Source organism: Streptomyces sp. NPDC002958 (genome assembly GCF_055563255.1).
This window is the reverse complement of record NZ_JBVHDS010000003.1, coordinates 232,030-256,453: the sequence shown is the minus strand read 5'-3', so window position 1 is coordinate 256,453 and position 24,424 is coordinate 232,030. Positions and strand designations below refer to the sequence as shown.

The 24,424-nt window shown below is 70.8% G+C and carries 21 protein-coding genes and 1 pseudogene; 17 read left to right on the top strand and 5 right to left on the bottom strand.

From position 1 onward, the window contains the following. Window positions 1-290: 290 nt before the first annotated feature. The 3 genes from ACZ3IC_RS07505 (at window position 291) to ACZ3IC_RS07495 (ending at window position 2,930) form a co-directional block, all read left to right on the top strand. Window positions 291-890 (top strand): DUF3043 domain-containing protein, encoded by a 600-nt coding sequence (locus ACZ3IC_RS07505; RefSeq protein WP_467413554.1) that lies wholly within the window; start codon window positions 291-293, stop codon window positions 888-890. A gap of 119 nt (window positions 891-1,009) precedes the next feature. Next, on the top strand, window positions 1,010-1,744 hold the full coding sequence (locus ACZ3IC_RS07500; protein WP_467414025.1) for a class I SAM-dependent methyltransferase: 735 nt from the start codon (window positions 1,010-1,012) through the stop codon (window positions 1,742-1,744). 94 nt (window positions 1,745-1,838) lie between these two features. Continuing rightward, the gene (locus ACZ3IC_RS07495; RefSeq protein ID WP_467413552.1) at window positions 1,839-2,930 is read left to right on the top strand and encodes a S1C family serine protease; all 1,092 of its coding nucleotides are present in this window, start codon (window positions 1,839-1,841) and stop codon (window positions 2,928-2,930) included. Window positions 2,931-2,972: 42 nt separating this feature from the next. Here the strand turns inward: ACZ3IC_RS07495 and ACZ3IC_RS07490 are convergent. Together ACZ3IC_RS07490 and ACZ3IC_RS07485 are read right to left on the bottom strand one after the other, a co-directional pair. Beyond that, a pseudogene (locus ACZ3IC_RS07490) lies at window positions 2,973-3,116 on the bottom strand (RNA-guided endonuclease TnpB family protein); the annotation flags it as partial. A 49-nt stretch (window positions 3,117-3,165) separates the two neighbouring features. Further along, window positions 3,166-3,375, bottom strand: a complete 210-nt coding sequence (locus tag ACZ3IC_RS07485; RefSeq protein ID WP_072483289.1) for a hypothetical protein — start codon at window positions 3,373-3,375, stop codon at window positions 3,166-3,168. A gap of 127 nt (window positions 3,376-3,502) precedes the next feature. On the opposite strand from ACZ3IC_RS07485, the gene ACZ3IC_RS07480 reads away from it, so the two are divergent. The 5 genes from ACZ3IC_RS07480 to ACZ3IC_RS07460 all read left to right on the top strand — a co-directional run bounded on the left by ACZ3IC_RS07480 (window position 3,503) and on the right by ACZ3IC_RS07460 (window position 9,431). Further along, the gene (locus tag ACZ3IC_RS07480) at window positions 3,503-4,705 is read left to right on the top strand and encodes a bifunctional adenosylcobinamide kinase/adenosylcobinamide-phosphate guanylyltransferase (protein WP_467413551.1); all 1,203 of its coding nucleotides are present in this window, start codon (window positions 3,503-3,505) and stop codon (window positions 4,703-4,705) included. A 57-nt stretch (window positions 4,706-4,762) separates the two neighbouring features. Then, window positions 4,763-5,602 (top strand): class I SAM-dependent methyltransferase, encoded by an 840-nt coding sequence (locus ACZ3IC_RS07475; protein WP_467413549.1) that lies wholly within the window; start codon window positions 4,763-4,765, stop codon window positions 5,600-5,602. A 95-nt stretch (window positions 5,603-5,697) separates the two neighbouring features. Then, entirely contained in the window at window positions 5,698-6,810 is a 1,113-nt protein-coding gene (gene cobT, locus ACZ3IC_RS07470; protein WP_467413547.1) for a nicotinate-nucleotide--dimethylbenzimidazole phosphoribosyltransferase, read from the top strand. An 84-nt stretch (window positions 6,811-6,894) separates the two neighbouring features. Continuing rightward, a complete protein-coding gene (locus ACZ3IC_RS07465) occupies window positions 6,895-8,700 on the top strand; it encodes a phosphatidylglycerol lysyltransferase domain-containing protein (protein ID WP_467413545.1) in 1,806 nt (601 codons plus the stop codon). Then, complete coding sequence (locus tag ACZ3IC_RS07460; protein WP_467413543.1) at window positions 8,697-9,431, top strand: hypothetical protein; 735 nt, start codon at window positions 8,697-8,699, stop codon at window positions 9,429-9,431. The genes ACZ3IC_RS07465 and ACZ3IC_RS07460 overlap by 4 nt, the downstream gene beginning before the upstream one ends. On the opposite strand, the gene ACZ3IC_RS07455 is transcribed toward ACZ3IC_RS07460, so the two are convergent. Next, complete coding sequence (locus ACZ3IC_RS07455; protein WP_467413541.1) at window positions 9,374-10,135, bottom strand: hypothetical protein; 762 nt, start codon at window positions 10,133-10,135, stop codon at window positions 9,374-9,376. The genes ACZ3IC_RS07460 and ACZ3IC_RS07455 overlap by 58 nt on opposite strands. Before the next feature lie 88 nt (window positions 10,136-10,223). On the opposite strand from ACZ3IC_RS07455, the gene ACZ3IC_RS07450 reads away from it, so the two are divergent. Next, the gene (locus ACZ3IC_RS07450) at window positions 10,224-11,015 is read left to right on the top strand and encodes an adenosylcobinamide-GDP ribazoletransferase (protein ID WP_467413540.1); all 792 of its coding nucleotides are present in this window, start codon (window positions 10,224-10,226) and stop codon (window positions 11,013-11,015) included. Window positions 11,016-11,053: 38 nt separating this feature from the next. Here ACZ3IC_RS07450 and ACZ3IC_RS07445 read toward each other — a convergent pair whose 3' ends face one another. Then, complete coding sequence (locus ACZ3IC_RS07445) at window positions 11,054-11,884, bottom strand: endo alpha-1,4 polygalactosaminidase (RefSeq protein WP_467413539.1); 831 nt, start codon at window positions 11,882-11,884, stop codon at window positions 11,054-11,056. Window positions 11,885-12,132: 248 nt separating this feature from the next. Here ACZ3IC_RS07445 and ACZ3IC_RS07440 point away from each other — a divergent pair, with 248 nt between their 5' ends. The 7 genes from ACZ3IC_RS07440 to ACZ3IC_RS07410 all read left to right on the top strand — a co-directional run bounded on the left by ACZ3IC_RS07440 (window position 12,133) and on the right by ACZ3IC_RS07410 (window position 22,786). Continuing rightward, window positions 12,133-13,689 carry a leucyl aminopeptidase gene (locus tag ACZ3IC_RS07440; protein WP_467413536.1) on the top strand — a complete coding sequence of 519 codons (1,557 nt, stop codon included), beginning with the start codon at window positions 12,133-12,135 and terminating at the stop codon, window positions 13,687-13,689. 326 nt (window positions 13,690-14,015) lie between these two features. After that, window positions 14,016-15,404, top strand: coding sequence for a dihydrolipoyl dehydrogenase (gene lpdA, locus ACZ3IC_RS07435; protein WP_467413534.1), 1,389 nt, complete (start codon window positions 14,016-14,018; stop codon window positions 15,402-15,404). Window positions 15,405-15,465: 61 nt separating this feature from the next. Next, window positions 15,466-17,298 (top strand): 2-oxoglutarate dehydrogenase, E2 component, dihydrolipoamide succinyltransferase, encoded by a 1,833-nt coding sequence (sucB, locus tag ACZ3IC_RS07430; RefSeq protein WP_467413533.1) that lies wholly within the window; start codon window positions 15,466-15,468, stop codon window positions 17,296-17,298. A gap of 147 nt (window positions 17,299-17,445) precedes the next feature. Continuing rightward, entirely contained in the window at window positions 17,446-18,069 is a 624-nt protein-coding gene (locus ACZ3IC_RS07425; protein ID WP_467413530.1) for a GntR family transcriptional regulator, read from the top strand. A 301-nt stretch (window positions 18,070-18,370) separates the two neighbouring features. Further along, window positions 18,371-21,040, top strand: coding sequence for a pyruvate dehydrogenase (acetyl-transferring), homodimeric type (gene aceE, locus ACZ3IC_RS07420; RefSeq protein WP_467413528.1), 2,670 nt, complete (start codon window positions 18,371-18,373; stop codon window positions 21,038-21,040). A 191-nt stretch (window positions 21,041-21,231) separates the two neighbouring features. Further along, entirely contained in the window at window positions 21,232-22,203 is a 972-nt protein-coding gene (locus tag ACZ3IC_RS07415) for a helix-turn-helix transcriptional regulator (RefSeq protein ID WP_467413526.1), read from the top strand. A 61-nt stretch (window positions 22,204-22,264) separates the two neighbouring features. After that, window positions 22,265-22,786 (top strand): DUF4240 domain-containing protein, encoded by a 522-nt coding sequence (locus tag ACZ3IC_RS07410; protein WP_467414023.1) that lies wholly within the window; start codon window positions 22,265-22,267, stop codon window positions 22,784-22,786. Window positions 22,787-22,844: 58 nt separating this feature from the next. On the opposite strand, the gene ACZ3IC_RS07405 is transcribed toward ACZ3IC_RS07410, so the two are convergent. Beyond that, the gene (locus ACZ3IC_RS07405) at window positions 22,845-23,372 is read right to left on the bottom strand and encodes a GNAT family N-acetyltransferase (protein WP_467413523.1); all 528 of its coding nucleotides are present in this window, start codon (window positions 23,370-23,372) and stop codon (window positions 22,845-22,847) included. A gap of 139 nt (window positions 23,373-23,511) precedes the next feature. On the opposite strand from ACZ3IC_RS07405, the gene ACZ3IC_RS07400 reads away from it, so the two are divergent. Further along, window positions 23,512-24,411, top strand: a complete 900-nt coding sequence (locus ACZ3IC_RS07400; protein WP_467413522.1) for a TIGR01777 family oxidoreductase — start codon at window positions 23,512-23,514, stop codon at window positions 24,409-24,411. Window positions 24,412-24,424 lie beyond the last annotated feature (13 nt).

Genomic DNA, 24,424 nt, shown 5'->3' with positions numbered 1-24,424 from the left:
GCTCATGGGCTTCGCGCGCCCCCTTCTGACGGACTGAGCTCCAGCACTCCAACAGAACCCACAGTACGGGCCCTGTCTCTATTACCGCACTGTTCGAGCACAGATGTGCTCCTCCCCAAGGACGACTGCACCCGGTCACCGCTCCGGCCCGAGGAGTAGGTGGCGGTCGGGAAAACCGGTGGCGGCATCCCCGCCGAACCCATGGGGACACCTGCGAGGACGCAGGCCGTTGCCGGATCGTTCCCGCCCGGCCTGGGGTCGCGGCGATCGAACCCGTACCCTTGGGCCTTGTGTTCCGTAGCCGTTCTAAGGAAGAGAAGGCGCCCACCGGCAAGGTGACGGCGGACCTCTCCAAGCAGCCCCGCGACCCGCAGGCCCCCAAAGGTCGCCCCACCCCCAAGCGCAGCGATGCCCAGTCGCAGCGCCGCCGTGCCTCCAGTGGCGTGCCGCTCAACCGCAAGGAGGCCGTGAAGCGGCAGCGCGAAGCGCGCCGTGTGGACCTGGCCAAGCAGCGTGAAGCGCTCGCCAGTGGCGACGAGCGCTATCTGCCGGCTCGCGACAAGGGCCCAGTGCGGCGCTTCGTCCGCGACTACGTGGACTCGCGTTTCTGCATCGCGGAGTACTTCCTGCCGCTCGCCGTGATCATTCTGATCCTCAGCGTGATCCAGGTGCCGGGCATCCAGACCATCTCACTGCTGCTCTGGCTCTTCGTGATCGTGCTGATCGTCATCGACTCGATCGGTCTCGCGTTCCGCCTGAAGAAGCAGCTGAACGAGCGCTTCGCCGATACGCCCAGGCGTGGCGCGATCGCCTACGGCCTGATGCGTACGCTTCAGATGCGTCGGCTCCGGCTGCCGAAACCGCAGGTCAAGCGTGGAGAGCGGCCCTGAGTACGGATATCTCCGACTCGGCCGGCGCTCCGTCCGCCGGGCTGCCGGGTGCCGCCGCCCCCGTCCCCGTCTCCGGATTCTCGGGAGCCTCCTCGGCGTGGCTGAAGGGGCTCGGCGGACTGCGCAACACCGTCCGCCAGGAACTCGTCGCCCGACAGCTCGACGAGCAGATAGCGGCCCGATTCCCGGTCGGGCAGCGGCTGCGCATCCTCGATGTCGGCCCCGGCCAGGGCACTCAGGCGCTGCGCCTGGCCAGGGCCGGCCACACCGTGACGGGCCTGGAGTCCGACGCCGCGATGCTGCGGGTGGCCCGTGAGGCGCTCGGCAGCGAGCCCGCAGGCATCCGTGAGCGAGTCCGGCTGCTCGAGGGCGACGGCCTGGAGACCGGGGTGCACTTCCTGCCCGGCAGCTTCGACGTGGTGCTCTGCCACGGCGTGCTGATGTATGTGCGGGAGCCGGACGCGATGCTGGCCGCTCTGGCCCGGATGCTGGCTCCCGGCGGGCTGCTCTCGCTGCTCGTACGGAACGCCGACGCACTGGCGATGCGGCCCGGGACCGCCGGGGACTGGGACGCGGCGCTGGCCGCCTTCGACACGGACGCCTACACCAATCGACTGGGTCTCGCGGTACGGGCCGACCGGCTGGACGCCCTGACGGCCACGCTCGCCGGGATCGCTGCGCCCCTGCACGCCTGGTACGGGGTGCGCGTCTTCACCGACAATGTGAGCAACGACGTGGAGCTGCCGGCCGCCACCGAACTGGAACGGGTGCTGGCCGCGGAGGACCGGGCCGGGCGGACGGATCCGTACCGCAGGGTGGCTGCGCTGCTGCATCTGTGCGGGGTGCGGGGCTAGCGGACACGGGGGCGGTCGCCGGACTCGTCCGGCGCCGTGCCCGGTCGGCCGAACCCAACAGGCCACCAAAAGGCTTAAAAGTAATAATTCGGACATGGATGCACCCCACTCCCGCAGCCATGTGCGTCGGCTGCTGCTGCCTCTGACCGCAGGTGTCTGTGCGATCGCCCTGGTGAGCGGCTGCTCGGACACGAACTCCGAGTCGTCGAAGACCGATCGCACCAAGCCGGGCTCCACGCAGACGACCACCGCCACCCAGGCCGCCAATGATCTGCAGAACGACTACATGGCCGTGATCAGGAACGTGCTGCCGTCGGTCGTACAGATCGACGCCTCCGAAGGCCTGGGCTCCGGCGTCGTCTACGACTCCAAGGGCCATATCGTCACCAACGCCCATGTGGTCGGCTCCGAGAGCACGTTCAAGGTCACCGTCGCCACCGGCGAGAAGGTGCAGAAGGCTTCGCTGGTCGCCACCTATCCGGAACAGGATCTGGCCGTCATCAAGCTCGACAGCGTTCCGGAGGGGCTCGAGCCCGCGAAGTTCGGCGACTCCGAAAAGGTCGAGGTGGGACAGATCGTGCTGGCGATGGGCTCGCCGCTCGGACTCTCCTCCAGCGTCACCCAGGGCATCGTCTCGGCGCTCGGCCGGACCGTCAGCGAGGGCCGCGCGGCCGGCGGCACGGGCGCGACGATCGCGAACATGGTGCAGACCTCGGCGGCGATCAACCCGGGCAACAGCGGCGGCGCGCTGGTCAACCTGGACAGCGAGGTGATCGGCATCCCGACGCTGGCGGCGACCGACCCGCAATTGGGGGGCAGCGCGGCGCCGGGCATCGGGTTCGCGATCCCTGTGTCGATGGTGAAGACGGTCGCCGACCAGATCATCAAGAGCGGCAAGGTCACCGACTCGGGCCGGGCGGCGCTGGACATCACCGGACGCACGGTCGTCGACGACAACTACCAGCCGGCCGGGGTCGCGCTGGTCAGCGTGATGAAGGGTGGCGCCGCGGAGGAGGCGGGGCTGCGGGTCGGCGACATCATCACCAAGATCGACGATCTGCCTGTCACCACGATCACGTCGCTGTCGGAGGCGCTGGCCTCGGACAAGCCGGGCGACAAGGTCACCGTGACGTATCTGCGCAACGGGGTGGAGAAGACGACGCAAGCCACTCTGGGCGAGATCTAGTGCCTTGACATCCTCCCCTCCCTGAGGGAGGGGATTCCTGGCTCAGGCTGCCTCCGGGAGCAGCGCCCCCGGGGGTCTTACGCCCTCAGCACCAGCCGGGTTGAGACCAGCCCGGACCAGCATCACGCGGGCGGAGTTCTTGTCCCTCGGCGAGACGACTTGGCACGCGGTGCAGGGACACAGCCGTACGGGCTCGTACGGACGAGCCCGTACGGCTGCTCACGCGTCGGGCGGATCAGCCCTGGTCGGCCTGGAGGCTCATGGGGCCGTAGATCTTCGTCGAGTCGTCGAAGAGCGTCACCTGGTCCGCCCCTCCGTCGAGGAGTTCCTTCCAGTACTCACCGATCCAGGACTCCGCATCGCCCTGCGTCGTGAATTCCTCCGGCTGCAGGGCCGGCTCCGTCTCCGTACCGTCGGACTTCTCGAACCGCCACGTCCACGCCATGTCCGCCTCCTGGGTCACTTTGCTGCCCGCAGCCTAGTGCCTCCAACCAGTACGGGACCGGGTCCTGCGCCCTCCCGGGCACCCCCAAGTCGCGCACCCGTCGCGCGGACGCGGGAGGATCGGAGGCGTGGAACTGACTCTGCTCGGCACCGGAGCCCCCGATGGGCTGCCGCGGCCCGAATGTCCCTGCGCCGCCTGCGCCGCCGCCCGCGGAACGCGCTCACGAGCCGCGACCGCTCTGCTGGTCGACGACGCGCTGTTGCTCGATCTCACTCCGGGGGCCGTGTTCGCCGCGGCCCGTGCGGGGCACTCGCTCGCCGGCGTACGGCAGGTGCTGCTCACCCATCCGCACGACGGGCCCGCCGTGGAGCTGCCCGCAGGATTGCCCCCGGCAGGACGGGTGCCGGACGGGCGGGAGCTGACGCTGATCAGCGGGCACCGGGTGCGGGCGGTGCCGATGGACGCGCCGGGGACGGGATACGACGTGACGGCGCCGGAGGGCGCCCGGCTGCTCTACCTTCCGCCGGGCGCCGCGCCCTCCGGTCTCGCGGACCGGGTGGCGCAGCCGTACGACATGGTCGTCGGCGATGTGGTCGGACGGCCGGACGCGGTGGCGCGGCTGCGGGCCGTGGAGGCGATCGGGCCGACCACCGAGATCATCGCCGCCCATCTCGACCATGACGCACCGCCCGGCGCCGAGCTGGACCGGCGGCTCGCGGCAGCCGGCGCGCGGGCCGTGCCGGACGGGACGACCCTGGTGGTGGGCGAGTACCACGCGGTGCCGGATGTACCGCGGCGCACGCTGATCACGGGCGGGGCCCGGTCGGGGAAGTCGCTGGAGGCCGAGCGGCGTCTGGAGACGTTCCCCGAGGTGGTGTACGTGGCGACCGGTGGAGGCAGGGAAGGGGACGCCGAGTGGGCGGCCCGGATCGGGCTGCACCGGGAGCGCAGGCCGGCCGCCTGGCGCACCGAGGAGACCTGTGAGCTGGTGGAACTGCTGAAATCGGACGGGCCCCCGCTGCTCATCGACTGTCTGTCGCTGTGGTTGACGGATGCGATGGACCGGGTGGATGCCTGGGACGACGCGGCGTGGGCGGGCGGCGGCGAGAACGCACTGTGGGAGCGGACCGCCGAGCTGGTCGCCGCGGTGCGCGGAACGCGGCGCACGGTCGTCGCCGTGACCAATGAGACCGGCTCGGGCGTGGTGCCCGCGACGGCTGCCGGGCGGCGGTTCCGGGACGAGCTGGGCCGGTTGAACGCCGCGTTCGCCGACGAGTGCGAACAGGTGCTCCTGGTGGTGGCCGGACAGGTGCTGAGGCTGCGCGGCTGACCACGGGGCACGAAACACGGGGCACGAAAAGGGAACGCGGGAACTGGAGGAGAGGACATGGCACGTGTACGACCGATACTGAACGAAGTTCCGGAGACCTTGCTGTGGACGCTCTACAACCGGGCGTACGAGGCGGGGCAGCCCTATCCGGTACTGGACGATCCGATGGCGCTCCGGTTGTTGAAGGATCTGGACTACCCCTTCGAAGAACGGTTCGGGCGGCCGAACGCGTTCCACTCGCAGGCGCAGGGGCTGCGCTCACGCTGCTTCGACCTGGCCGTGGAGGGGTATATCGCCACCCGGCCGGATGCCACCGTGGTCGCGCTCGGCGACGGTCTGGAGACCGGTTTCTGGCGGGTCGACAACGGCCGGCTGAGCTGGCTGAGCGTGGAGCTGCCGGAGGTCGCCGAGCTGCGCCGGACGCTGCTGCCCGCCTCGGACCGGCTGCGCACACTGTCCCGGTCGGCGAGCAATCTGTCCTGGCTGGACGAGATCGAGGACCCGGAGGGCCGGGGCGTGGTCGTCACGACGCAGGGGCTGCTGATGTATCTGCCCCCCAAGGAGGTACGGAGGATCCTGGCGGCCTGTGCCGAACGGCTGCCCGGCGGCATCCTCGTACTGGACACGATGGCGCGCTGGCTGGCCAGGGGCACGGTCGCCGGGACGTCGAAGGTCAGCGGGATGACCACTCCGCCGATGCGCTGGGCGATGAACCCCGGCGAGCGGCACAAGCTGCGCACCGCGCATCCGGGGATCACCGAGGTGCGGGCGCTGCGGCTGCCGCGGGGGCGGGGCGCGATGGGTGAGCTGATCCGTATCCAGTCGCTGCTCCCGGGGCTGCGGACCCTGACGCCCGCGATGACGCAGCTGCGGTTCGGCGACGGAACCTCGCACTGACGGGGTGCCGGAAACGCGGCGGGTACTGTTCCGCAGTGAGCCCGCCGCCGGGCTCGCCGGCCCACTCCACGTATCGACCCGCGAGGCAGACCCCCGTGAATCTGGACGACTTCTCCGACCTGATCGAACGCCCCGACGGCGGCGTACGGCGCGACGCCGAGGAACGCCGGGAGCGCCTGGTCGTTCCCCCCGGCGCCCTCGGCCGCCTGGACGAGCTGGGCGAATGGCTCTCGGCCGCCCAGCAGTCCGTACCGGTCAAGGCGATCGAGCAGCCGCGCGTGGTGCTCTTCGCCGGTGACCACGGGGTTGCCGAACTGGGGGTCTCGGGGCGCGCGGCCGGGAGTGCGCACGAGCTGGTGCGGGCCACGCTGGAGGGCGCGACTCCGCTCGCCGTGCTGGCCCGCCGGTTCTCCGTACCGGTTCGGATCGTCGACGCCGGTCTGGACTGCGACCCGGAGCTGCTGCCCGAGTCGGTGGTACGTCACCGGGTGCGGCGCGGCAGCGGCCGGATCGACATCGAGGACGCGCTGACGGCCGAGGAGGCCGAGCAGGCGGTAAGTCTCGGTATGGCGATCGCCGACGAGGAGGCCGACTCGGGCACCGATCTGGTGGTGCTCGGCGATCTGAGTGTCGGCGGCACGACGGCCGCGGCCACGCTCATCGCAGCGCTGTGCGGCACGGACGCCTCGGTGGTGACCGGGCGCGGCGGTGCGGGCATCGACGATCTGGCGTGGATGCGCAAGTGCGCGGCGATCCGGGACGCGCTGCGGCGGGCCCGCCCGGTCCTCGGCGATCAGTTGGAGCTGCTGGCCACGGTGGGCGGTGCGGATCTGGCGGCGACGACCGGGTTCCTGCTCCAGTGCGCGGTGCGCAGGCTGCCGGTGATTCTGGACGGTGTGGTCTCGTCGGCTTGTGCGCTGGTGGGTCAGCGGGCGGCCTTCCGGGCGCCGGACTGGTGGCTGGCGGGTCAGGCGAGCGGCGAGCCCGGGCAGACCAAGGCGCTGGACCGGATGGCACTCAACCCGTTGCTGGACCACGGCGTCATCGTGGGTGAAGGAAGTGGGGCATTGCTCGCACTTCCGCTTGTTCGGGCCGCGGCCGCGCTGGCGGCGGAGCTGCCCGAGCGCACACCCGTCGCCGACGAGAAGGACGGTGCCGACGAAGGGGCCGGGGCAAGCGACACGGACGGCGACGCGACCGACAGCTGACGGACCCGACAGAGCTGCGGCCGCCGAACACCGGCCGCAGCGCAGCCCTCTCATGCAGAGCGATGCACCATATGATCGCTTTTCATGGGAGAGGTCCGATTGGTCACCGAGGAATCCGGGCGGAGCAGCACCCGGTCACTGAGCACCGTCCGGTCACGCCGCAGCGCCGCGTTCGCCATCTGGTACCTGCGCGTCGTGTCGTTCATCAATTTCCTGAGCGCCGTCTGGGTCACTCTCGGCAACGATCTGCGCCGTCACAACACCGCGAACTACTTCACCCCGTACCTGCTCACCGCGGGCTTCTCCTCCGGGGTGGTCGCGCTCTTCCTCGCGGTCACCATGCGCCGCCGCAAGCGGGCCGCGTGGATCGTGAACATGGTGGTGAGCAGCCTTCTGCTGCTGCTCTTCGCCCTGGTGATCCCGTTCCCGGAGCTCCGGCAGCACCCGCAGAACTGGATCTCGCTGACGCTGACCGCCGTCTTCGTCCTGGCGCTCGCCCTCGGCCGGCGCGAGTTCTACGCGAAGGGCGACCCGTCCAATCCGAAGCTGGCCGCCGTCGTCGCGGTCGGCGGGCTGCTGGTCACCTCGCTGATCGCCGCGGGCCTGGTCACCCTCACCAACACCGCGCACGACGCGTACCGTTCGTCCTTCCTGGACCGCTGGCGCTACGGCACCCTGCGCCTGGTCTCGGTCGCCACCAACGACGCCGCCTTCCCCGGAATCACCACGCCCGGCTGGGTCGATGTCACCATCAACATCCTCTCCACACTGCTGCTGATCGCCGTCGTGTACGCGGCGTTCCGGTCGCGCCGGGCCGTCGACCCGATCACCCCCGCGGACGAGGCCCGGCTGCGGGCGCTGCTGGCCAAGCACGGAGACCGCGACTCGCTCGGCTACTTCGCGCTGCGCCGGGAGAAGAGCGTCATCTGGTCGCCGACCGGGAAGGCCGCCATCGCCTACCGGGTGGTCGGCGGGGTATCGCTCGCCTCCGGTGATCCCATCGGCGACCCGGAGGCCTGGCCCGGAGCGATCGAGCCGTGGCTGGCCGAGGCCCGCGAGCACGGCTGGATCCCGGCGGCGATGGGGGTGAGCGAGGAGGGCGGCACCGTCTACGCGCGACATGGCCTCGACGCCCTGGAGCTGGGCGACGAAGCGATCGTGGAGACCTCCGGGTTCACCCTCGAAGGGCGGGCGATGCGGACCGTCCGCCAGGCGTACAACCGGGTCGGGCGCGCCGGGTACGACGTGACCGTCCGCCGCCACGCCGACATCCCCGACGACGAGATGGCCGAACTGGTGCGGCGGGCCGACGACTGGCGCGACGGGGCGACCGAACGCGGCTTCTCGATGGCGCTGGGCCGGCTCGGCGATCCGACCGACGGGCAGTGCGTGATGCTCGAATGCCGCGATTCGACTGCCGAAGAGGGCGGCGGGCCGGGCGAGTTGCGCGCCGTACTGAGCTTTGTGCCGTGGGGTCCGAGCGGCCTCTCGCTGGACCTGATGCGCCGTGACCGGGGCGCCGAGAACGGCCTGATGGAGTTCATGGTCATCGAACTCCTGCAGCGCGCCGAGGAGATCGGGATCGCCCAGGTCTCGCTGAACTTCGCGATGTTCCGTTCCGTCTTCGAACGGGGTTCACGGCTCGGCGCCGGACCGGTGCTGAGGCTGTGGCGCTCCATGCTCAGCTTCTTCTCCCGCTGGTGGCAGATCGAGTCGCTCTACCGCGCCAACGCCAAGTACCGACCGATCTGGGAGCCGCGCTTCATGCTCTTCGAGAAGAGCTCCGACCTCCTGCGCATCGGTCTCGCCGCGGGGCGCGCCGAGGGGTTCCTGGAGGCGCCCGGTCTGCCCAAGTGGCTGCACCGCTCGCATCTCGGGGCCGGTCGATGAGCCCCGTACACGCGCTGCGCGGGGCGGCTCACCGCGAGTGGGGTCCGCTCGTGGGGACCGTGCGCGCGGGGCTCGCCGCCTCACGGCTGCGGGCGATCTGGATGACGCTCGCCGCGGTCTGTCTGACGGCGCTGCTCCATGCGGTGCAGAACCAGTCGTGGGGCTTCGGGGCGGTGCGCGGGCTCGGGGCGGTGCGGGCCGAGGATGCGCCGGGGGAGGCCCTGCTGCGTACCCCGCTGTCGCTGTTCGTACCGGCACTGGATCTGTCGGTGTGGGGGGCGCTGGCGCAGATCCTGGTGGTGTTCGGGACCGCCGAGATCTGTCTGGGCCGGCTGCGCACGCTGCTGATCGCGTACGTCGCGACGCTGGCCGGGACGCTGTACGCGCGGATCGGTGTCGCGCTCGGCCCGGACGGGCTGTTCGGACTGCCTGCCTCGGACGCCCGGGTCGTCGACACCGGTCCGTCGGCGGCGGTGGTCGGTCTCGCCGTCCATCTGTGCTGCCTCTACCGGGCCTGGTTCACCGGCGCGCTGGTGATCGCGGCAATGGTGGTCGAGGTGATCTTCAAGAACAATCTGGCCGGAAAGGAACATCTGGCGGCGATCGCCGCGGCGCTCGTGCTGTGCGCCGTCACGGCCGGCCAGGGCCGGCTCCGGTATCTGCGCAGCCGTGATCAGGGCTTGCGTCCGGGGACCGGGCCCCGGTCCGGTGCGCCGCCGATCAGGTCCTGAAATCTGCGGCGCGGGCCCGCCCAGCGCACATCGTGGTGGTAGGCGCGCAGCACCGCCCGGGCGCGGGCGCGGTGGCGGTTGCGGTAGAAGCGCTTGGCCCACATCGAGGCCGGCCGGGCCAGCCGGATCGCCCCGATCAGCGCGACGAACGGGACGAGGGTGCCGACTACCGCGAGCCGCACCTTGCCCTTGAACAGGGCGATCAGCACGAAGCAGAAGTTGACGACCAGGGTCAGGATGACGCCGAGCCTGCCCTGTTGCTGGTCGCTGCTCAGTTCGTTCACGCCGAGCGGTGAGAATCCGGCCAGGACCAGCAGCACCAGCGCCGCGGTGAGGACCACGGCCTCCACGCTCTGGCGGCCCTCCTCGGTCCAGTACACATCGGCGAGGTGGAGGATCAGGGCGAACTCGTCCAGTACGAGACCCGCACCCATACCGAAGATCACCGCACAGATCCCCGCGGTGACGCCCTGACGTCCGCCGGCGACCGCCCCGAAGCCGCCGATGACAGTCAGCACCACACCCGGCACCACATGGTGGACGTGCACTCCGCCGGGCGTGATGTTGCGGAACGGGCCCCTCCCCGCCCGGATCATCCGGGTGATGACCCGGGTGACGGCGAAGGTGAGCACAAAGGCGGTCAGGGCGAGGAGCAGCGGCAGCTTTCCCGGCTCGACGATGTTCCGATCGAACCAGTGACCCATGCCACCCACCCTCGATAAGTCGCTTTTGCCATGATTTGCCGCGTTCTGCACAATCTATCGGCTCGTCACACCGATTAGCCTGCGCGCCGTGACCTCCCTGAACAGCCATGGCCTGCGTTTCGCCTTCGGCACCCTGACCGTGCTCCCCGTCCGCGTCACCCACTGGGACCGCCGGGCCGCCCGCGCCGGGATGCTGTGTGCGCCGCTCGCCGGCCTCGTCGTGGGGCTGCTCGCGGCGGTGCCCGGCGGACTGTTGCTGTTGTTCGGCTCCGGTCCGCTGCTCGCGGCGGTCGCCTCCGCCGCCGCGCCCGCGGTCCTGACCCGGGGTCTGCATCTGGACGGTCTCGCGGACACCGCCGACGGCCTGGGCAGCGGCAAGCCCGCCGACGACGCCCTGCGGATCATGAAGCAGTCGGACATCGGGCCATTCGGTGTGATCACCCTGCTGTTCGTGCTGCTGGCCCAGGTCGCGGTCCTCCACCAGCTGTACGGGCAGAGCTGGGCGCACGGAGCGGTGGCGGTGACCGTCGCCGCGGTCACCGCCCGCCTGGCGCTCACCCTGGCATCCCGTCAGGGCGTGCCGGCGGCCCGTCCGGAAGGGCTGGGGGCGGCGGTGGCGGGCACGGTCACGGTCCGGGCCGCGGTGACGATCGGGGTTGTCGTGGTCGCGGCCTGCGGGGGAGCCGGTGCGTTCTTCGGCGGGTACGGGGCACTGCACCACGCCCTCGCCGCTCTGGCCGCCCTCGGCGTCGCCCAACTCCTGCTGCGACACTGCGTGCGGCGCTTCGGCGGGGTGACCGGCGATGTCTTCGGCGCGCTGGCGGAGACGGCGGCGACGGCGGCCCTGGTGGTCCTGGCACTCGGTCAGGGCCTGTTCTGAGTTGTCCCGCGACGCCGCGGGCCAACTCGGAACAGGTCCTACGGGCGGGCCTTCGGGCACTCCTGGCGCCACACACCCAGCTCGTACCTCTTCCGCAGCGAACTGAGCCCGAGCCGCTTCGACCCTGCACAGAACCGGGCGACCGGCAGCTCGTACTCCACATGGAAGACGGCCTTGCCCGCCTTCACGAACGGTGTGAGGGCATCGCACTCCCCGTACTGCGCGCACTGCTCATTGACCGCGAAGTCGAAGTCCGGCTCCAGCTCCGGGATCTGGCCGAGGTCGTTCTTCAGACCGACGGCGAGGCCATGGCGGTGGGCGATACGGGCGATGAGCCGGTTGTAGCGCAACTGGTCGGCGGCGGTCAGCGGGAAGCCCGTGCGGTTGCGGTAGCCGTCCATGTTGTCGGGCTCCACCGCGTCGAAGCCCTTCTTCGCGCACATCGCGATCCGCGCCTCCATCAGCGGCTCCAGGACGTCCGTGCGGCGGATGTCGAGCCACCGCTCCCCCGTCCAGCCGTTGCCCTTTCCCCGTACCGAGGCGGGGAACTTCCCGGCGTCCGGGCGGAACTCCTCCCAGGCACCGGTGGAGAGGTAGCAGATCACCTTGCGGCCCCGGCGGTGCAGGTCGGCGACGGCCGAAGCCTTGTGCTCGAAGCCGTCGATGTCGTACACCGGGACGTCCACCGTGGGGTCCAGCCGGCCGGAGAGCTGCCACTGCCAGCCGACGCCCGGCACCGGCCGCCAACGGCCCACGTCGGCGGGTTCCGGCGCCGAGGTGCAGCCGGTCAGCAGGGCCAGCAGAATCAGTACGGTGACCGGGAGCACCGGTCCCGGCCAGGTCACGCGTGCAGCCCCACAGACGCTCATGACTCTCCCCCCGCCGGTCCGGCACCACCAACGACCCTACTTCCACGGCCCGTTCCAGCCGCACGCCCCGGACCCGGCCGGGGCATCTACGCCACAACGGGCCGCCGAGGACCCGCCGACGTGTTCCCGCAGCAAAGGCGCGCGTAGGCTCATTCCCGGCACATTGCGGCGGCGTCTACGATGCGCCGGGCACGGTCGGCCCACCCCTCGACCGACAACGAACTCAACGGAAGCGAGATTTCACCACCGTGACTGCTCTCACTCTCAGCACTGCCGGTGCGGCGACGCTGCGCGCCGACGCACTCGTCGTCGGCGTCGCCAAAGGCGCTGGATCCAAGTCTGGGGACCTGGTCCTCGCACCGGGCGCCGAGGCCGTGGACAAGGCGTTCGACGGAAAGCTCGCCACCGTCCTGAAGGCCCTGGGCGCCGCAGGTGCCGAGGGCGAGGTGACCAAGCTCCCCGCGCCCGCCGCCCTCAAGGTCCCGGTCGTCATCGCGGTCGGACTCGGCTCCGTCCCGGAGAAGAACGAGACGTACGACGGCGAGGCGCTGCGCCGGGCCGCGGGCTCGGCCGCCCGTGCCCTGAGCGGTTCGAAGAAGGCCGGCTTCGCGCTGCCCATCGAGTCCGCCGAGGACGCCGAGGCGATCGCCGAAGGCGCACTCCTCGGTGCGTACGCCTTCACCGCTTACCAGGGCGGCGAGAACAAGCTGGCGCCCAAGAACAAGAAGAACGGCAACGGCGCGAGGCTGCCGCTGGGCGAGGTCGCCCTGCTCGGCGCGAAGCCGCGTGACAAGGCGTTCAAGGCGGCCGCCGAGCGTGCCGTCGCGGTCGCCGAGGAGATCAACCGCGCCCGCGACCTGATCAACACCCCGCCGAACGACCTGTACCCCGAGTCCTTCGCCGCCGTGGCCACCGCCGCGGGCAAGGAGCACGGCATCAAGGTCCAGGTTCTCGACGAGAAGGCGCTCGTCAAGGGCGGCTTCGGCGGTCTGCTGGGCGTCGGCCAGGGCTCGACCCACGGCCCGCGTCTGGTGAAGCTCGCCTACACGCACCCGAAGGCGGAGAAGACCCTGGCCCTGGTCGGCAAGGGCATCACCTACGACTCGGGCGGCATCTCGCTGAAGCCGGCCGGTCACAACGAGACGATGAAGTGCGACATGAGCGGCGCCGCCGCCGTGTTCGCAGCCGTCGTCGCGGCCGCCCGTCTCGGCCTCCAGGTCAACGTCACCGGCTGGCTGGCGCTCGCGGAGAACATGCCGTCCGGCAACGCCACCCGCCCCGGTGACGTGCTGCGCATGTACAGCGGCAAGACCGTCGAGGTCCTCAACACGGACGCCGAGGGCCGGCTCGTCCTCGCCGACGCGCTGACCCGCGCCTCGGAGGAGAACCCGGACGCGATCGTCGACGTGGCGACCCTGACCGGCGCGATGGTGCTGGCGCTGGGCAACCGCACCTTCGGCATCATGGCGAACGACGACGCCTTCCGTACCTCCATCCACGAGATCGCCGAGGAGGTCGGCGAGGCCTCCTGGCCGATGCCGCTCCCCGCCGACCTGCGCAAGGGCATGGACTCCCCGACCGCCGACATCGCCAACATGGGCGAGCGGATGGGCGGCGGCCTGGTGGCCGGTCTGTTCCTGCAGGAGTTCGTGGGCGAGGGCATCGCCTGGGCGCACCTGGACATCGCCGGCCCGGCCTTCCACGAGGGCGCGCCGTACGGCTACACACCGAAGGGCGGCACCGGTTCCGCGGTCCGCACACTGGTGAAGCTGGCGGAGCGCACCGCCGCCGGAGACCTCGGCTGAGGTCGAAGCCGACATACGGCCCTGGGCATACGTCCGGGGCCGTATGTGTTCCCCCCGTGACATCGCGGCACGGATCCTGCGGGTTTCGCTCTCGACGAAATCAGTACGTCTCTACGCAGCGGTAACCACCCGAGACGGATGATCATCCGCCTCAGACCCGGGCCCCGCGTCCCGCCCACCGTCAACAAGTGCGAAGATGGGTTCTCGGCAGGACAGGGCCCCCACCACAGGGCCGAATAACAAAAGCGGCCGAACACCAGCCGACCGGCCGGTCATCCCCCAGCGACGGGGCCCGGCGTACGGCGCACATGCATGGAGGACGTGACGTGGCGAACGACGCCAGCACCGTTTTCGACCTAGTGATCCTCGGCGGTGGTAGCGGCGGTTACGCCGCGGCCCTGCGCGGAGCGCAGCTGGGCCTGGACGTCGCTCTGATCGAGAAGGGCAAGGTCGGCGGTACCTGCCTGCACAACGGCTGCATCCCCACGAAGGCCCTGCTGCACGCCGGCGAGATCGCCGACCAGGCGCGCGAGGCCGACCAGTTCGGCGTCAAGGCCACCTTCGAGGGCATCGACATCGAGGCCGTCCACAAGTACAAGGACGACGTGATCTCGGGCCTGTACAAGGGTCTGCAGGGTCTCATCGCCTCGCGCAAGGTCACCTACATCGAGGGTGAGGGACGCCTTTCCTCCCCCACGTCGGTGGACGTGAACGGCCAGCGTGTCCAGGGCCGCCACGTGCTGCTCGCGACCGGCTCCGTGCCGAAGTCGCTGCCGGGCCTGGAGATCGACGGCAACCGCATCATCTCCTCGGACCACGCGCTGAAGCTGGACCGCGTCCCGAAGTCCGCGATCGTGCTGGGTGGCGGCGTCATCGGCGTCGAGTTCGCCTCGGCGTGGACGTCCTTCGGTACCGACGTCACGATCATCGAGGGCCTGAAGCACCTCGTCCCGGTCGAGGACGAGAGCAGCTCGAAGCTTCTTGAGCGCGCCTTCCGCAAGCGCGGCATCAAGTTCAACCTCGGTACGTTCTTCCAGAGCGCCGAATACACGCAGGACGGCGTCCGCGTGACCCTCGCCGACGGCAAGACCTTCGAGGCCGAGGTGCTGCTGGTCGCCATCGGCCGCGGCCCGGTCTCGCAGGGTCTGGGCTACGAGGAGGCCGGCGTCGCGATGGACCGCGGCTACGTCCTCGTCGACGAGTACATGCAGACCAATGTGCCCACCATCTCGGCCGTGGGTGACCTGGCCCCGACGCTCCAGCTCGCGCACGTCGGCTTCGCCGAGGGCATCCTGGTGGCGGAGCGGCTGGCCGGTCTGAAGACCGTTCCGATCGACTACGACGGTGTCCCGCGGGTGACGTACTGCCACCCCGAGGTCGCCTCCGTGGGCATCACCGAGGCCAAGGCCAAGGAGCTCTACGGCGCGGACAAGGTCGTCGCGCTGAAGTACAACCTCGCGGGCAACGGCAAGAGCAAGATCCTCAAGACCGCGGGCGAGATCAAGCTCGTCCAGGTCAAGGACGGTGCCGTGGTCGGCGTCCACATGGTCGGTGACCGTATGGGCGAGCAGGTCGGCGAAGCCCAGCTGATCTACAACTGGGAGGCGCTGCCCGCCGAGGTCGCGCAGCTCATCCACGCCCACCCGACCCAGAGCGAGGCGCTCGGCGAGGCCCACCTGGCCCTGGCCGGCAAGCCCCTGCACTCCCACGACTGATCAGTCGACCGGGCGCGACGACCGACCCACTTCCGCACTTTCGTAAGGAGCAACTGAAACCATGTCGGTTTCCGTAACCCTTCCGGCGCTCGGCGAGAGCGTCACCGAGGGCACTGTCACCCGCTGGCTGAAGGCCGAGGGCGAGCGCGTCGAGGCCGACGAGCCGTTGCTCGAGGTTTCGACCGACAAGGTCGACACCGAGATCCCGGCTCCCGCGGCCGGCGTCCTCACCGCCATCAAGGTCGCCGAGGACGAGACCGTCGAGGTCGGCGCCGAGCTGGCCGTCATCGACGACGGCACGGGTGCGCCCGCTGCTGCGGCTCCGGCCGCCGAGCCTGCGGCCGCCCCGGCCCCGGCGCCGGTCGCCGAGGTTCCCGCTGCTGCCGCCCCGGCCCCCGTGGCCGAGGTTCCGGCCGCCGCCGCACCGGCCGGTGGCGCCGCCGGTACCGATGTCGTCCTCCCGGCGCTCGGCGAGAGCGTCACCGAGGGCACCGTCACCCGCTGGCTGAAGGAGGTCGGCGAGGAGGTCACGGAGGACGAGCCCCTTCTGGAGGTCTCCACGGACAAGGTCGACACCGAGATCCCGGCCCCGGTTTCCGGTGTGCTGCTGGAGATCGTCGTCGCCGAGGACGAGACCGCCGAGGTCGGCGCCAAGCTCGCCGTCATCGGTGCCGCCGGTGCCGCTCCGGCGGCTGCCCCGGCCCCTGCCGCTCCGGCGCCCGCCGCCGCCCCGGCCCCGGTCGCCGCCGCCCCCGCACCGGCCCCGGTCGCTCCGGCCGCCCCCGCACCGGCTCCGGCCCCGGTGGCGCCCGCCGCCCCGGTCGCCGCTCCGGCCCCGGTGGCCCCGGCTGCTCCGGTCGCCGCTCCGGCCCCGGCTGCTCCGGCGCCCGTCGCTGCTCCGGCGCCCGTCGCCGCCCCGGCTCCGGTCACCCCGGCCGCTCCGGCCGCCGTCTCCGTCGACGACGGCGCGTACGTCACGCCGCTGGTCCGCAAGCTCGCCTCCGAGAGCGGCGTCGACCTGGGCGAGGTCAAGGGCACCGGCGTCGGTGGCCGCATCCGCAAGCAGGATGTCGTCACCGCCGCGGAGGCCGCCAGGGCTGCCGCCGCTGCCCCGGCTCCGGCCCCCGTCGCTCCGGCCGCCGCCAAGGCGCCGAAGCTCGAGGTGTCCCCGCTGCGTGGTCAGACGGTCAAGATGACCCGCATGCGCAAGGTCATCGGCGACAACATGATGAAGGCGCTGCACTCGCAGGCCCAGCTGACCTCGGTCGTCGAGGTCGACATCACCAAGCTGATGAAGCTGCGCAACCAGGCGAAGGCCGCGTTCGCCGCCCGTGAGGGCGTCAAGCTGTCCCCGATGCCGTTCTTCGTGAAGGCGGCGGCCCAGGCGCTGAAGGCCCACCCGGTCATCAACGCCCGGATCAACGAGGACGAGGGCACCATCACGTACTTCGACTCGGAGAACATCGGCATCGCCGTGGACGCCGAGAAGGGTCTGATGACCCCGGTCATCAAGAGTGCGGGCGACCTGAACATCGCCGGGATCTCGAAGAAGACCGCCGAGCTGGCCGGCAAGGCCCGCAGTGGCGGCCTGACGCCGGACGACATGTCCGGTGCCACCTTCACCATCAGCAACACCGGCTCGCGCGGTGCACTGTTCGACACCGTCATCGTGCCCCCGAACCAGGCAGCCATCCTGGGCATCGGTGCCACGGTCCGCCGCCCGGTGGTCATCGACCACCCGGACCTCGGCGAGACGATCGCGGTGCGCGACATGACGTACCTCGCGCTCTCCTACGACCACCGTCTGGTGGACGGCGCGGACGCCGCCCGTTACCTGACCGCGGTCAAGGCGATCCTGGAGGCCGGTGAGTTCGAGGTCGAGCTCGGCCTCTGAACAACACGGCTGTAACCAGCCTCACCAGCGGCGCCCCCGTCCGGAACACTTCCGGGCGGGGGCGCCGCCGTATTGTCTAGACACCACCGGTCGCCCCGGCAGCCGTGATGGCGCAGCCAGCACCGGTTTGCCCCGAAGGAGCCCCTCATGACCCCGCCCGTCGTCCACTCGCTGCGCGAACAGATCCGCGAGCACATCGTGGACGGGATCGTCAGCGGGCGCTGGAAGCCCGGTGAGCGGATCGTGGAGCGCCGGATCGCCACCGAGCTGGAGGTCAGCCAGACGCCCGTGCGCGAGGCGCTGCGGGAGCTGGAGACACTGCGGCTGATCGAGTCGGCCCCCAACAAGGGCGTACGGGTCCGCAATCTCACCGCGGCCGATCTGGAGGAGAGCTATCCGGTACGGGCCGGTCTGGAGCAGATCGCGGCGGAGCTGGCGGCCCCGGTCCTCGGCGAGGACTGCTCGCGCCTCGCGCCGCATGTGGCGGCGCTCTACGAGGCGGACCGGCTGGCCGACGGCGAGGCGCAGGTACGGCACACCGTGGCGTTCCACCGCGAGATGGTGCGGGCCGCCGGGAACGCCGTGCTGCTGCACACCTGGGAGGGGCTGGGCATCGAGGTGTTCACCGCCCTGTCGATCCGGTGGCTGGGCACGGTCCAGAAGTCGTACGCGGAGGAGCACGAGGCACTCATCGAAGCGTTCCTGCGGAAGGATCCTGACATCGGCGCGCTGGTCAAGGCGCATGTGCTCGGCTGCGCACCGCGCGCCTGAGAGCCGTACACATTTGTCGTGAGGGCCGTACGCGTCTCCCGTGAGAGACGTACACATCTGTCGTGAGGGGCGCTCTCCTGCGCAGAAAGATGCCCCTTTTGTGTACTATGTCTCGTCACTCCGTGCCCCGTTTCGCGGCACCGAATGCCACTTTCTTCATATCGAGAAGTTTTTCCATTCCCCCTTTGATCGATCATCGATCGGAGACTTACAGTTCATTCCGCGGGCCCACCGGCCCCATCGCCCTGTCCTGCCAGTCAGGGCCTTTCTCCACCCCCCTCCACTCCGGAAGGCGGCGATCATGACCGACCCCGTAGGAAAGCTTCCGAGCGAGCTCGACCAGCTCCCGGACCGTGACCCCGAGGAGACCGCCGAATGGGCGGCCTCCCTGGATGCCGTCACCAAGGCCGCGGGCCCGCACCGCGCCGCGTATCTGATGCGCCGCTCGCTCCAGCACGCCGAAGGCGCCGGTCTCGCGCTGCCCAAGCTGCTGGAGACCGATTACGTCAACTCCATCCCGACCGCCGCCGAGCCCGCGTTCGACGGCGACCTGGAGATGGAATCCAGGATCACCGCCTGGAACCGCTGGAACGCGGCTGCGATGGTCACCCGCGGCGCCCGGTTCGGCGTCGGCGGCCACATCGCCACCTTCGCCTCGGCGGCCTGGCTGTACGAGACCGGCTTCAACCACTTCTTCCGCGGCAAGGAGGGGGACGGCTCCGGCGACCAGCTCTACATCCAGGGCCACGCCTCCCCCGGCATCTACGCCCGCGCCTTCCTCGACGGCCGGCTCAGCGAACAGCAGCTGGACAACTTCCGCCAGGAGGCGGGCGGCGACGGTCTGCCGTCCTACCCGCACCCGCGACGGCTGCCCTGGCTGTGGGAGTTCCCCACCGTATCGATGGGCCTCGGCCCGCTCTCGGCCATCTACCAGGCGCGCTTCAACCGCTATCTGGCCAACCGCAACATCAAGGACACGTCGAACTCGCACGTCTGGGCCTTCCTCGGCGACGGCGAGATGGACGAGCCCGAGTCGACCGCCGCCCTCGCCCTCGCGGCCCGTGAGCGGCTCGACAACCTGACCTTCGTCATCAACTGCAACCTGCAGCGCCTCGACGGCCCGGTCCGTGCCAACTTCCGCGTGGTCCAGGAGCTGGAGGGCGCGTTCCGCGGCGCCGGCTGGAACGTCATCAAGACACTCTGGGGCAGCGCCTGGGACGAGCTGTTCCAGCTGGACACCACCGGTGCGCTGATCCGCAGGCTCCGTGCGGTCCCGGACGCGCAGTTCCAGACGTACGCCACCCGCGACGTCGCGTACATCCGTGAGCACTTCTTCGGTGCCGAGCCCGCGCTCGCCGAGCTGGCGAAGCTGCTCACCGACGCGAAGATCGCCGAGTGTTTCTACACCTCCCGCGGTGGCCACGAGGCCCGCAAGGTGTACGCGGCGTACCGCGCGGCCGTCGAGCACAAGGGCGCGCCGACCGTGATCCTGGCCCAGACGGTGAAGGGCCACACGCTGGGCAAGGGCTTCGAGTCCAAGAACGCCAACCACCAGATGAAGAAGCTGTCCATCGACGAGTTCAAGGACATGCGCGAGCTGCTCGGACTCCCGATCCCGGACAGCGCCTTCGAGGACGGCCTGGTGCCCTACGGCCACCCGGGCGCGGACTCTCCCGAGGTCCGCTACCTCCAGGAGCGCCGCGCCGCCCTCGGCGGCCCCGCCCCGGCCCGCCGGGTGCACGCGGTGGCGCTGCCCGAGCCGGAGGAGCGGGCGTTCGCCGCGCTGAAGAAGGGGTCCGGCAAGCAGGAAATGGCCACCACCATGGCCTTCGTGCGCCTGGCCAAGGATCTGATGCGGGACAAGGAGATCGGCAGGCGCTGGGTGCCGATCGTCCCGGACGAGGCCCGTACCTTCGGTATGGAGTCGCTGTTCCCGTCGGCCGGCATCTACTCCCCGCTGGGCCAGACGTACGAGCCGGTCGACCGCGACCAGCTGATGTACTACAAGGAGGCCAAGGACGGCCAGATCCTCAACGAGGGGATCACCGAGGCCGGAGCCATGGCCGACTTCATCGCCGCCTCCACGTCGTACGCGACACACGGCGAGACGATGATCCCCTTCTACATCTTCTACTCGATGTTCGGCTGGCAGCGGACCGGCGACCAGATGTGGCAGCTCGCCGACCAGCTCGGCAAGGGCTTCATCGTCGGCGCCACGGCGGGCCGTACGACGCTGACCGGTGAGGGTCTCCAGCACGCGGACGGCCACTCGCACCTGATCGCGTCCACGAACCCCGCGTCGCTCAACTACGACCCGGCCTTCGCGTACGAGATCGCGGTGATCGTCAAGGACGGTCTGCGGAGGATGTACGGCCCCGAGGCCGAGAACGTCTTCTACTACCTGACGGTCTACAACGAGCCGAAGCCGCAGCCCGCGATGCCGGAAGGCGTCGAGGAGGGCATCGTCAAGGGCCTCTACCGCTTCAAGGAGGGCACACCCGCGACGGCGGACGCGCCGCGCGCCCAGCTGCTGGCCTCCGGCACGGCGATCCACTGGGCCCTGGAGGCGCAGGAACTGCTGGCTGCGGACTGGGGTGTCACGGCCGACGTCTGGTCCGCCACCTCGTGGGGCGAGCTGCGCCGCGAGGCGCTGGAGTGCGACGAGGCGCTGCTCCGCGGTGAGCAGCGGGTGCCGTACGTGACCCAGGCGCTGGAGGGCGCACCTGGTCCGGTCATCGCGGTCAGCGACTGGATGCGGCAGGTCCCGGACCAGATCAGCCAGTGGGTGGAGCAGGACTGGTCCTCGCTCGGCACGGACGGCTTCGGCCTCTCCGACACCCGCGACGCGGCCCGCCGCCACTTCGGCGTCGACGCCCGGTCGATCACGGTCGCGGCCCTGGCCCAGCTGGTCCGCCGCGGCGAGGTGCCCGCGACCGCGGTCAAGGAGGCCCGGGAGCGGTACGGGCTGTGACACGAGGGCGGCCGGGTGCGCCCGGCCGCCGCCGTGCCCTCGGTCCGGCGGAGGCTTGTCCTCGATCCGGCGGCAGGGCTCGAAAATCGAGCCCGGCCGGCGATCGAGGACGTCTTGTGAGCCCGGCCGGGGGTTCAGGCCACCCCGGGCCCGCGGGCCCGGGCCCGCAACACCGCGGCCACAATGGCCGCATGCGTGCTGCCCGTCTCATCAAAATGGTGCTGCTCCTGCAGTCCCGTTCCGCCATGACCGCCGCCGAGCTCGCCCAGGAGCTGGAGGTGTCCGAGCGGACCGTCACCCGGGACGCGCAGGCACTCTCCGAAGCCGGTGTCCCGGTGTACGCGGACCGTGGCCGGGCCGGGGGCTACCGGCTGGTCGGCGGGTACCGCACACGCCTCACCGGACTCGCACGCGACGAGGCCGAGGCGCTCTTCCTCTCCGGGCTGCCGTCCGCCCTGCGTGAGATGGGCCTGGAGGACGCCGCGTCCGCCGCCCGGCTCAAGGTGTCGGCGGCTCTGCTCCCTTCCCTGCGGGACGCCTCCGACAGCGCCGCCCAGCGCTTCCACCTGGACGCTCCCGGCTGGTACCAGGAGCCGGTCACCCCCGAACTGCTGCCCACCATGGCGGAGGCGGTCTGGGACGACCGGATCGTCCGTGCCCGCTACCGCCGCAGCGGCCGGGACGACGAGGTGGAGCGGGAGCTGGCTCCGTACGGACTCGTCCTGAAGGCCGGGGTCTGGTATCTCTGCGCCCGCGTGGCGGACGACTTCCGGGTCTACCGGATCGACCGGTTCTCGGCCGTCGCGGTGTCGGAGGAGCGGTTCGCACGCGACGAGCAGTTCGATCTTCCGGGCTTCTGGGGCGAGCGGGCCGCCCAGTTCGCCCGCTCGCTCCTGCGTACCGAGGTGACGGTGCGGGTGTCGGAGGAGGGTGTACGCCGACTGCCGTACGCCATGGACCGTTCGGCGGTCCGCGACGCGCTGGACGCGGCCGGCCCGCCCGACGCGCAGGGACGGCTGACGGTCACTCTGCCGGTCGAGTCCCTCGATGTCGCGTACAGCCAACTGATGGCCCTGGGGCCGGAGTTGGAGGTCCTCGAACCGGGCGCCCTACGGACCCGTTTCACCGCGGCCGCCGAACGCCTGCGCGACCTCTATCGCTGAAGGCTTCTTTTCGCCGCGTCCGCGTGCATCGCCTGCCACCAAGGCCGATGCTTGACCCGTGATGGACGAGACGGAGTTCTGGGAGATCATCGACAGCACCCGCGAGGCCGCCGAGGGCGACCCCGAGGACCACGCCGACCTGCTCGTCGAACGGCTGGTGCGGCTCGATCCCGAAGCCGTGCTGGATTTCGCCAGGCACTTCGAAGCCCGTTACAACCGCGCCTACCGCTGGGAGCTGTGGGGCGCCGCCGCCGTACTGCTCGGCGGCGCGAGCGACGACGCCTTCGACTTCTTCCGCTGCTGGCTGATCGGGCAGGGCCGGGAGATCTTCGAGGGCGCTCTGCACGATCCGGACAGCCTCGCCGCTCTGCTGGACGACTTCGACGAGGAGGTCGACGGGGAAGCCGAGGATCTCGGCTACGCCGCCGACGAGGCGTACGAACAGCTCACCGGCGTGGTCGCCCCGGACCTCGGCCTGCCGCCCCAGACCTCCGAGCCGGAGGGCACCCCCTTCAGCTTCGAGGACGACGCGGCCCTGGCGGAACGCTTCCCCGCGCTCTGGGAGCGGTTCGGAACCGGCTGACCCGGGACCCTGCCGCCGGGCGTGGGCCCGACGGCACCACGGCGAAGGACACGAGGCGTCACGGGGCGAGCGAGCGGCCCATCATGACGTCGTCGACGTAACGCCCGTACAGGAAGAACTCACCGGGCAGCACACCTTCGACGACAAATCCCTCCGACTCGTAAAGGGCCCGCGCGGGTGCGTTGTGCCCGAGCACCCGCAGCGTCATCCGGTTCGCCCCGTCACTCCGTGCCGCCGCGAACGCGGCCCGCAGCAGGGCCCTGGCTATACCGCGGCCGCGCGCCCAGTCGGCCACGGCGAGGCCCTGTATCTGCCGGACATGTGTGTTGCAGGCCAGCGGGGCCGGCGGGACCAGCCTGGTGTACCCGGCGAGACGCACCTCTCCCGCCGCGTTCTCCGCCTCGGCCACGAGGTAGTCCTCGGGCTTGTGGCGGTCGTCGAAGAACGGCTCGTACGGGGGCTGTGACCTCGGTGTCACGGCGTGCAGCGTCGACCAGGTGGCGCGGTCGAGTTCACCGAGAGCGGCTTCGTCGGAGAGGACAGCGCAGCGGACGGGGCGGACCGGGTGCGTGTGGATCTCGGGCATGCGCGCCACTGTGCCACGCCGCCCGTTGCCCGGTCAGCCCGTTTTCGCGGCTCGGCGCGGCCCCACGGATCGGCGACGTACGAAGGGCCTTCGGCCCGGCGAGTGAGACGCACCGGGGCCGCTGCGGCAGGATGGGCCCATGCTGCACTCCCGTATCGCTGTCACCGGAGCATCCGGACTCATCGGAGCGGCGCTGGTGCGCTCGCTGCGGGCCGACGGGCACGAGGTCCTGCGCCTGGTGCGGCACCCGGCGCGGGCCGGCGACGAGGTGGAGTGGGATCCCAAGCGCCAGTACGTCGACGTGGCGGGCCTGGTGGGCTGCGATGCCGTCGTCCATCTCGCGGGGGCCGGCGTCGGCGACCACCGCTGGACACCCGCGTACAAGAAGGAGATCCGGGACAGCCGGGTGCTCGGGACGGCGGCCGTCGCCGAGGCCGTCGCCTCGCTGGACGTACCGCCGAAGGTGCTGCTGTCCGGGTCGGCCATCGGCTACTACGGCGACACCGGAGACCGTGCGGTCGACGAGAGCGCCCCGGCCGGCGAGGGCTTCCTGCCGTCCGTGTGCGTGGAGTGGGAGGCAGCCACGGCCGCCGCTCAGGAGGCGGGCGTACGGACGGTGCACGCGCGCACCGGTCTGGTCGTCGGCCGTGAGGGTGGGGCCTGGGGTCGGCTCTTCCCGCTGTTCCGGGCGGGGCTCGGCGGGCGTCTGGGCAACGGGCGCCAGTACTGGAGCTTCATCGCGCTGCACGACGAGGTCGCGGCCCTGCGGCACATCCTGGACACGGAGTCGCTGTCGGGTCCGGTGAATCTGACCGGCCCCGACCCCGTCACCAACGGCGAGGTGACGGCCGCGATGGGGCGGGTGCTGCGCCGCCCCACGTTCCTGACCGCCCCGGCACCGGCCCTGCGGATCGCCCTGGGGGACTTCGCGGAGGATGTGCTGGGCAGCCAGCGGGTGCTGCCGGGCCGACTGCTGGACTCGGGCTTCGTGTTTGCCTTCCCGGGAATCGACGCGGCGATCCGCGCGGCGCTGCGCTGAGCGCACCGAACAC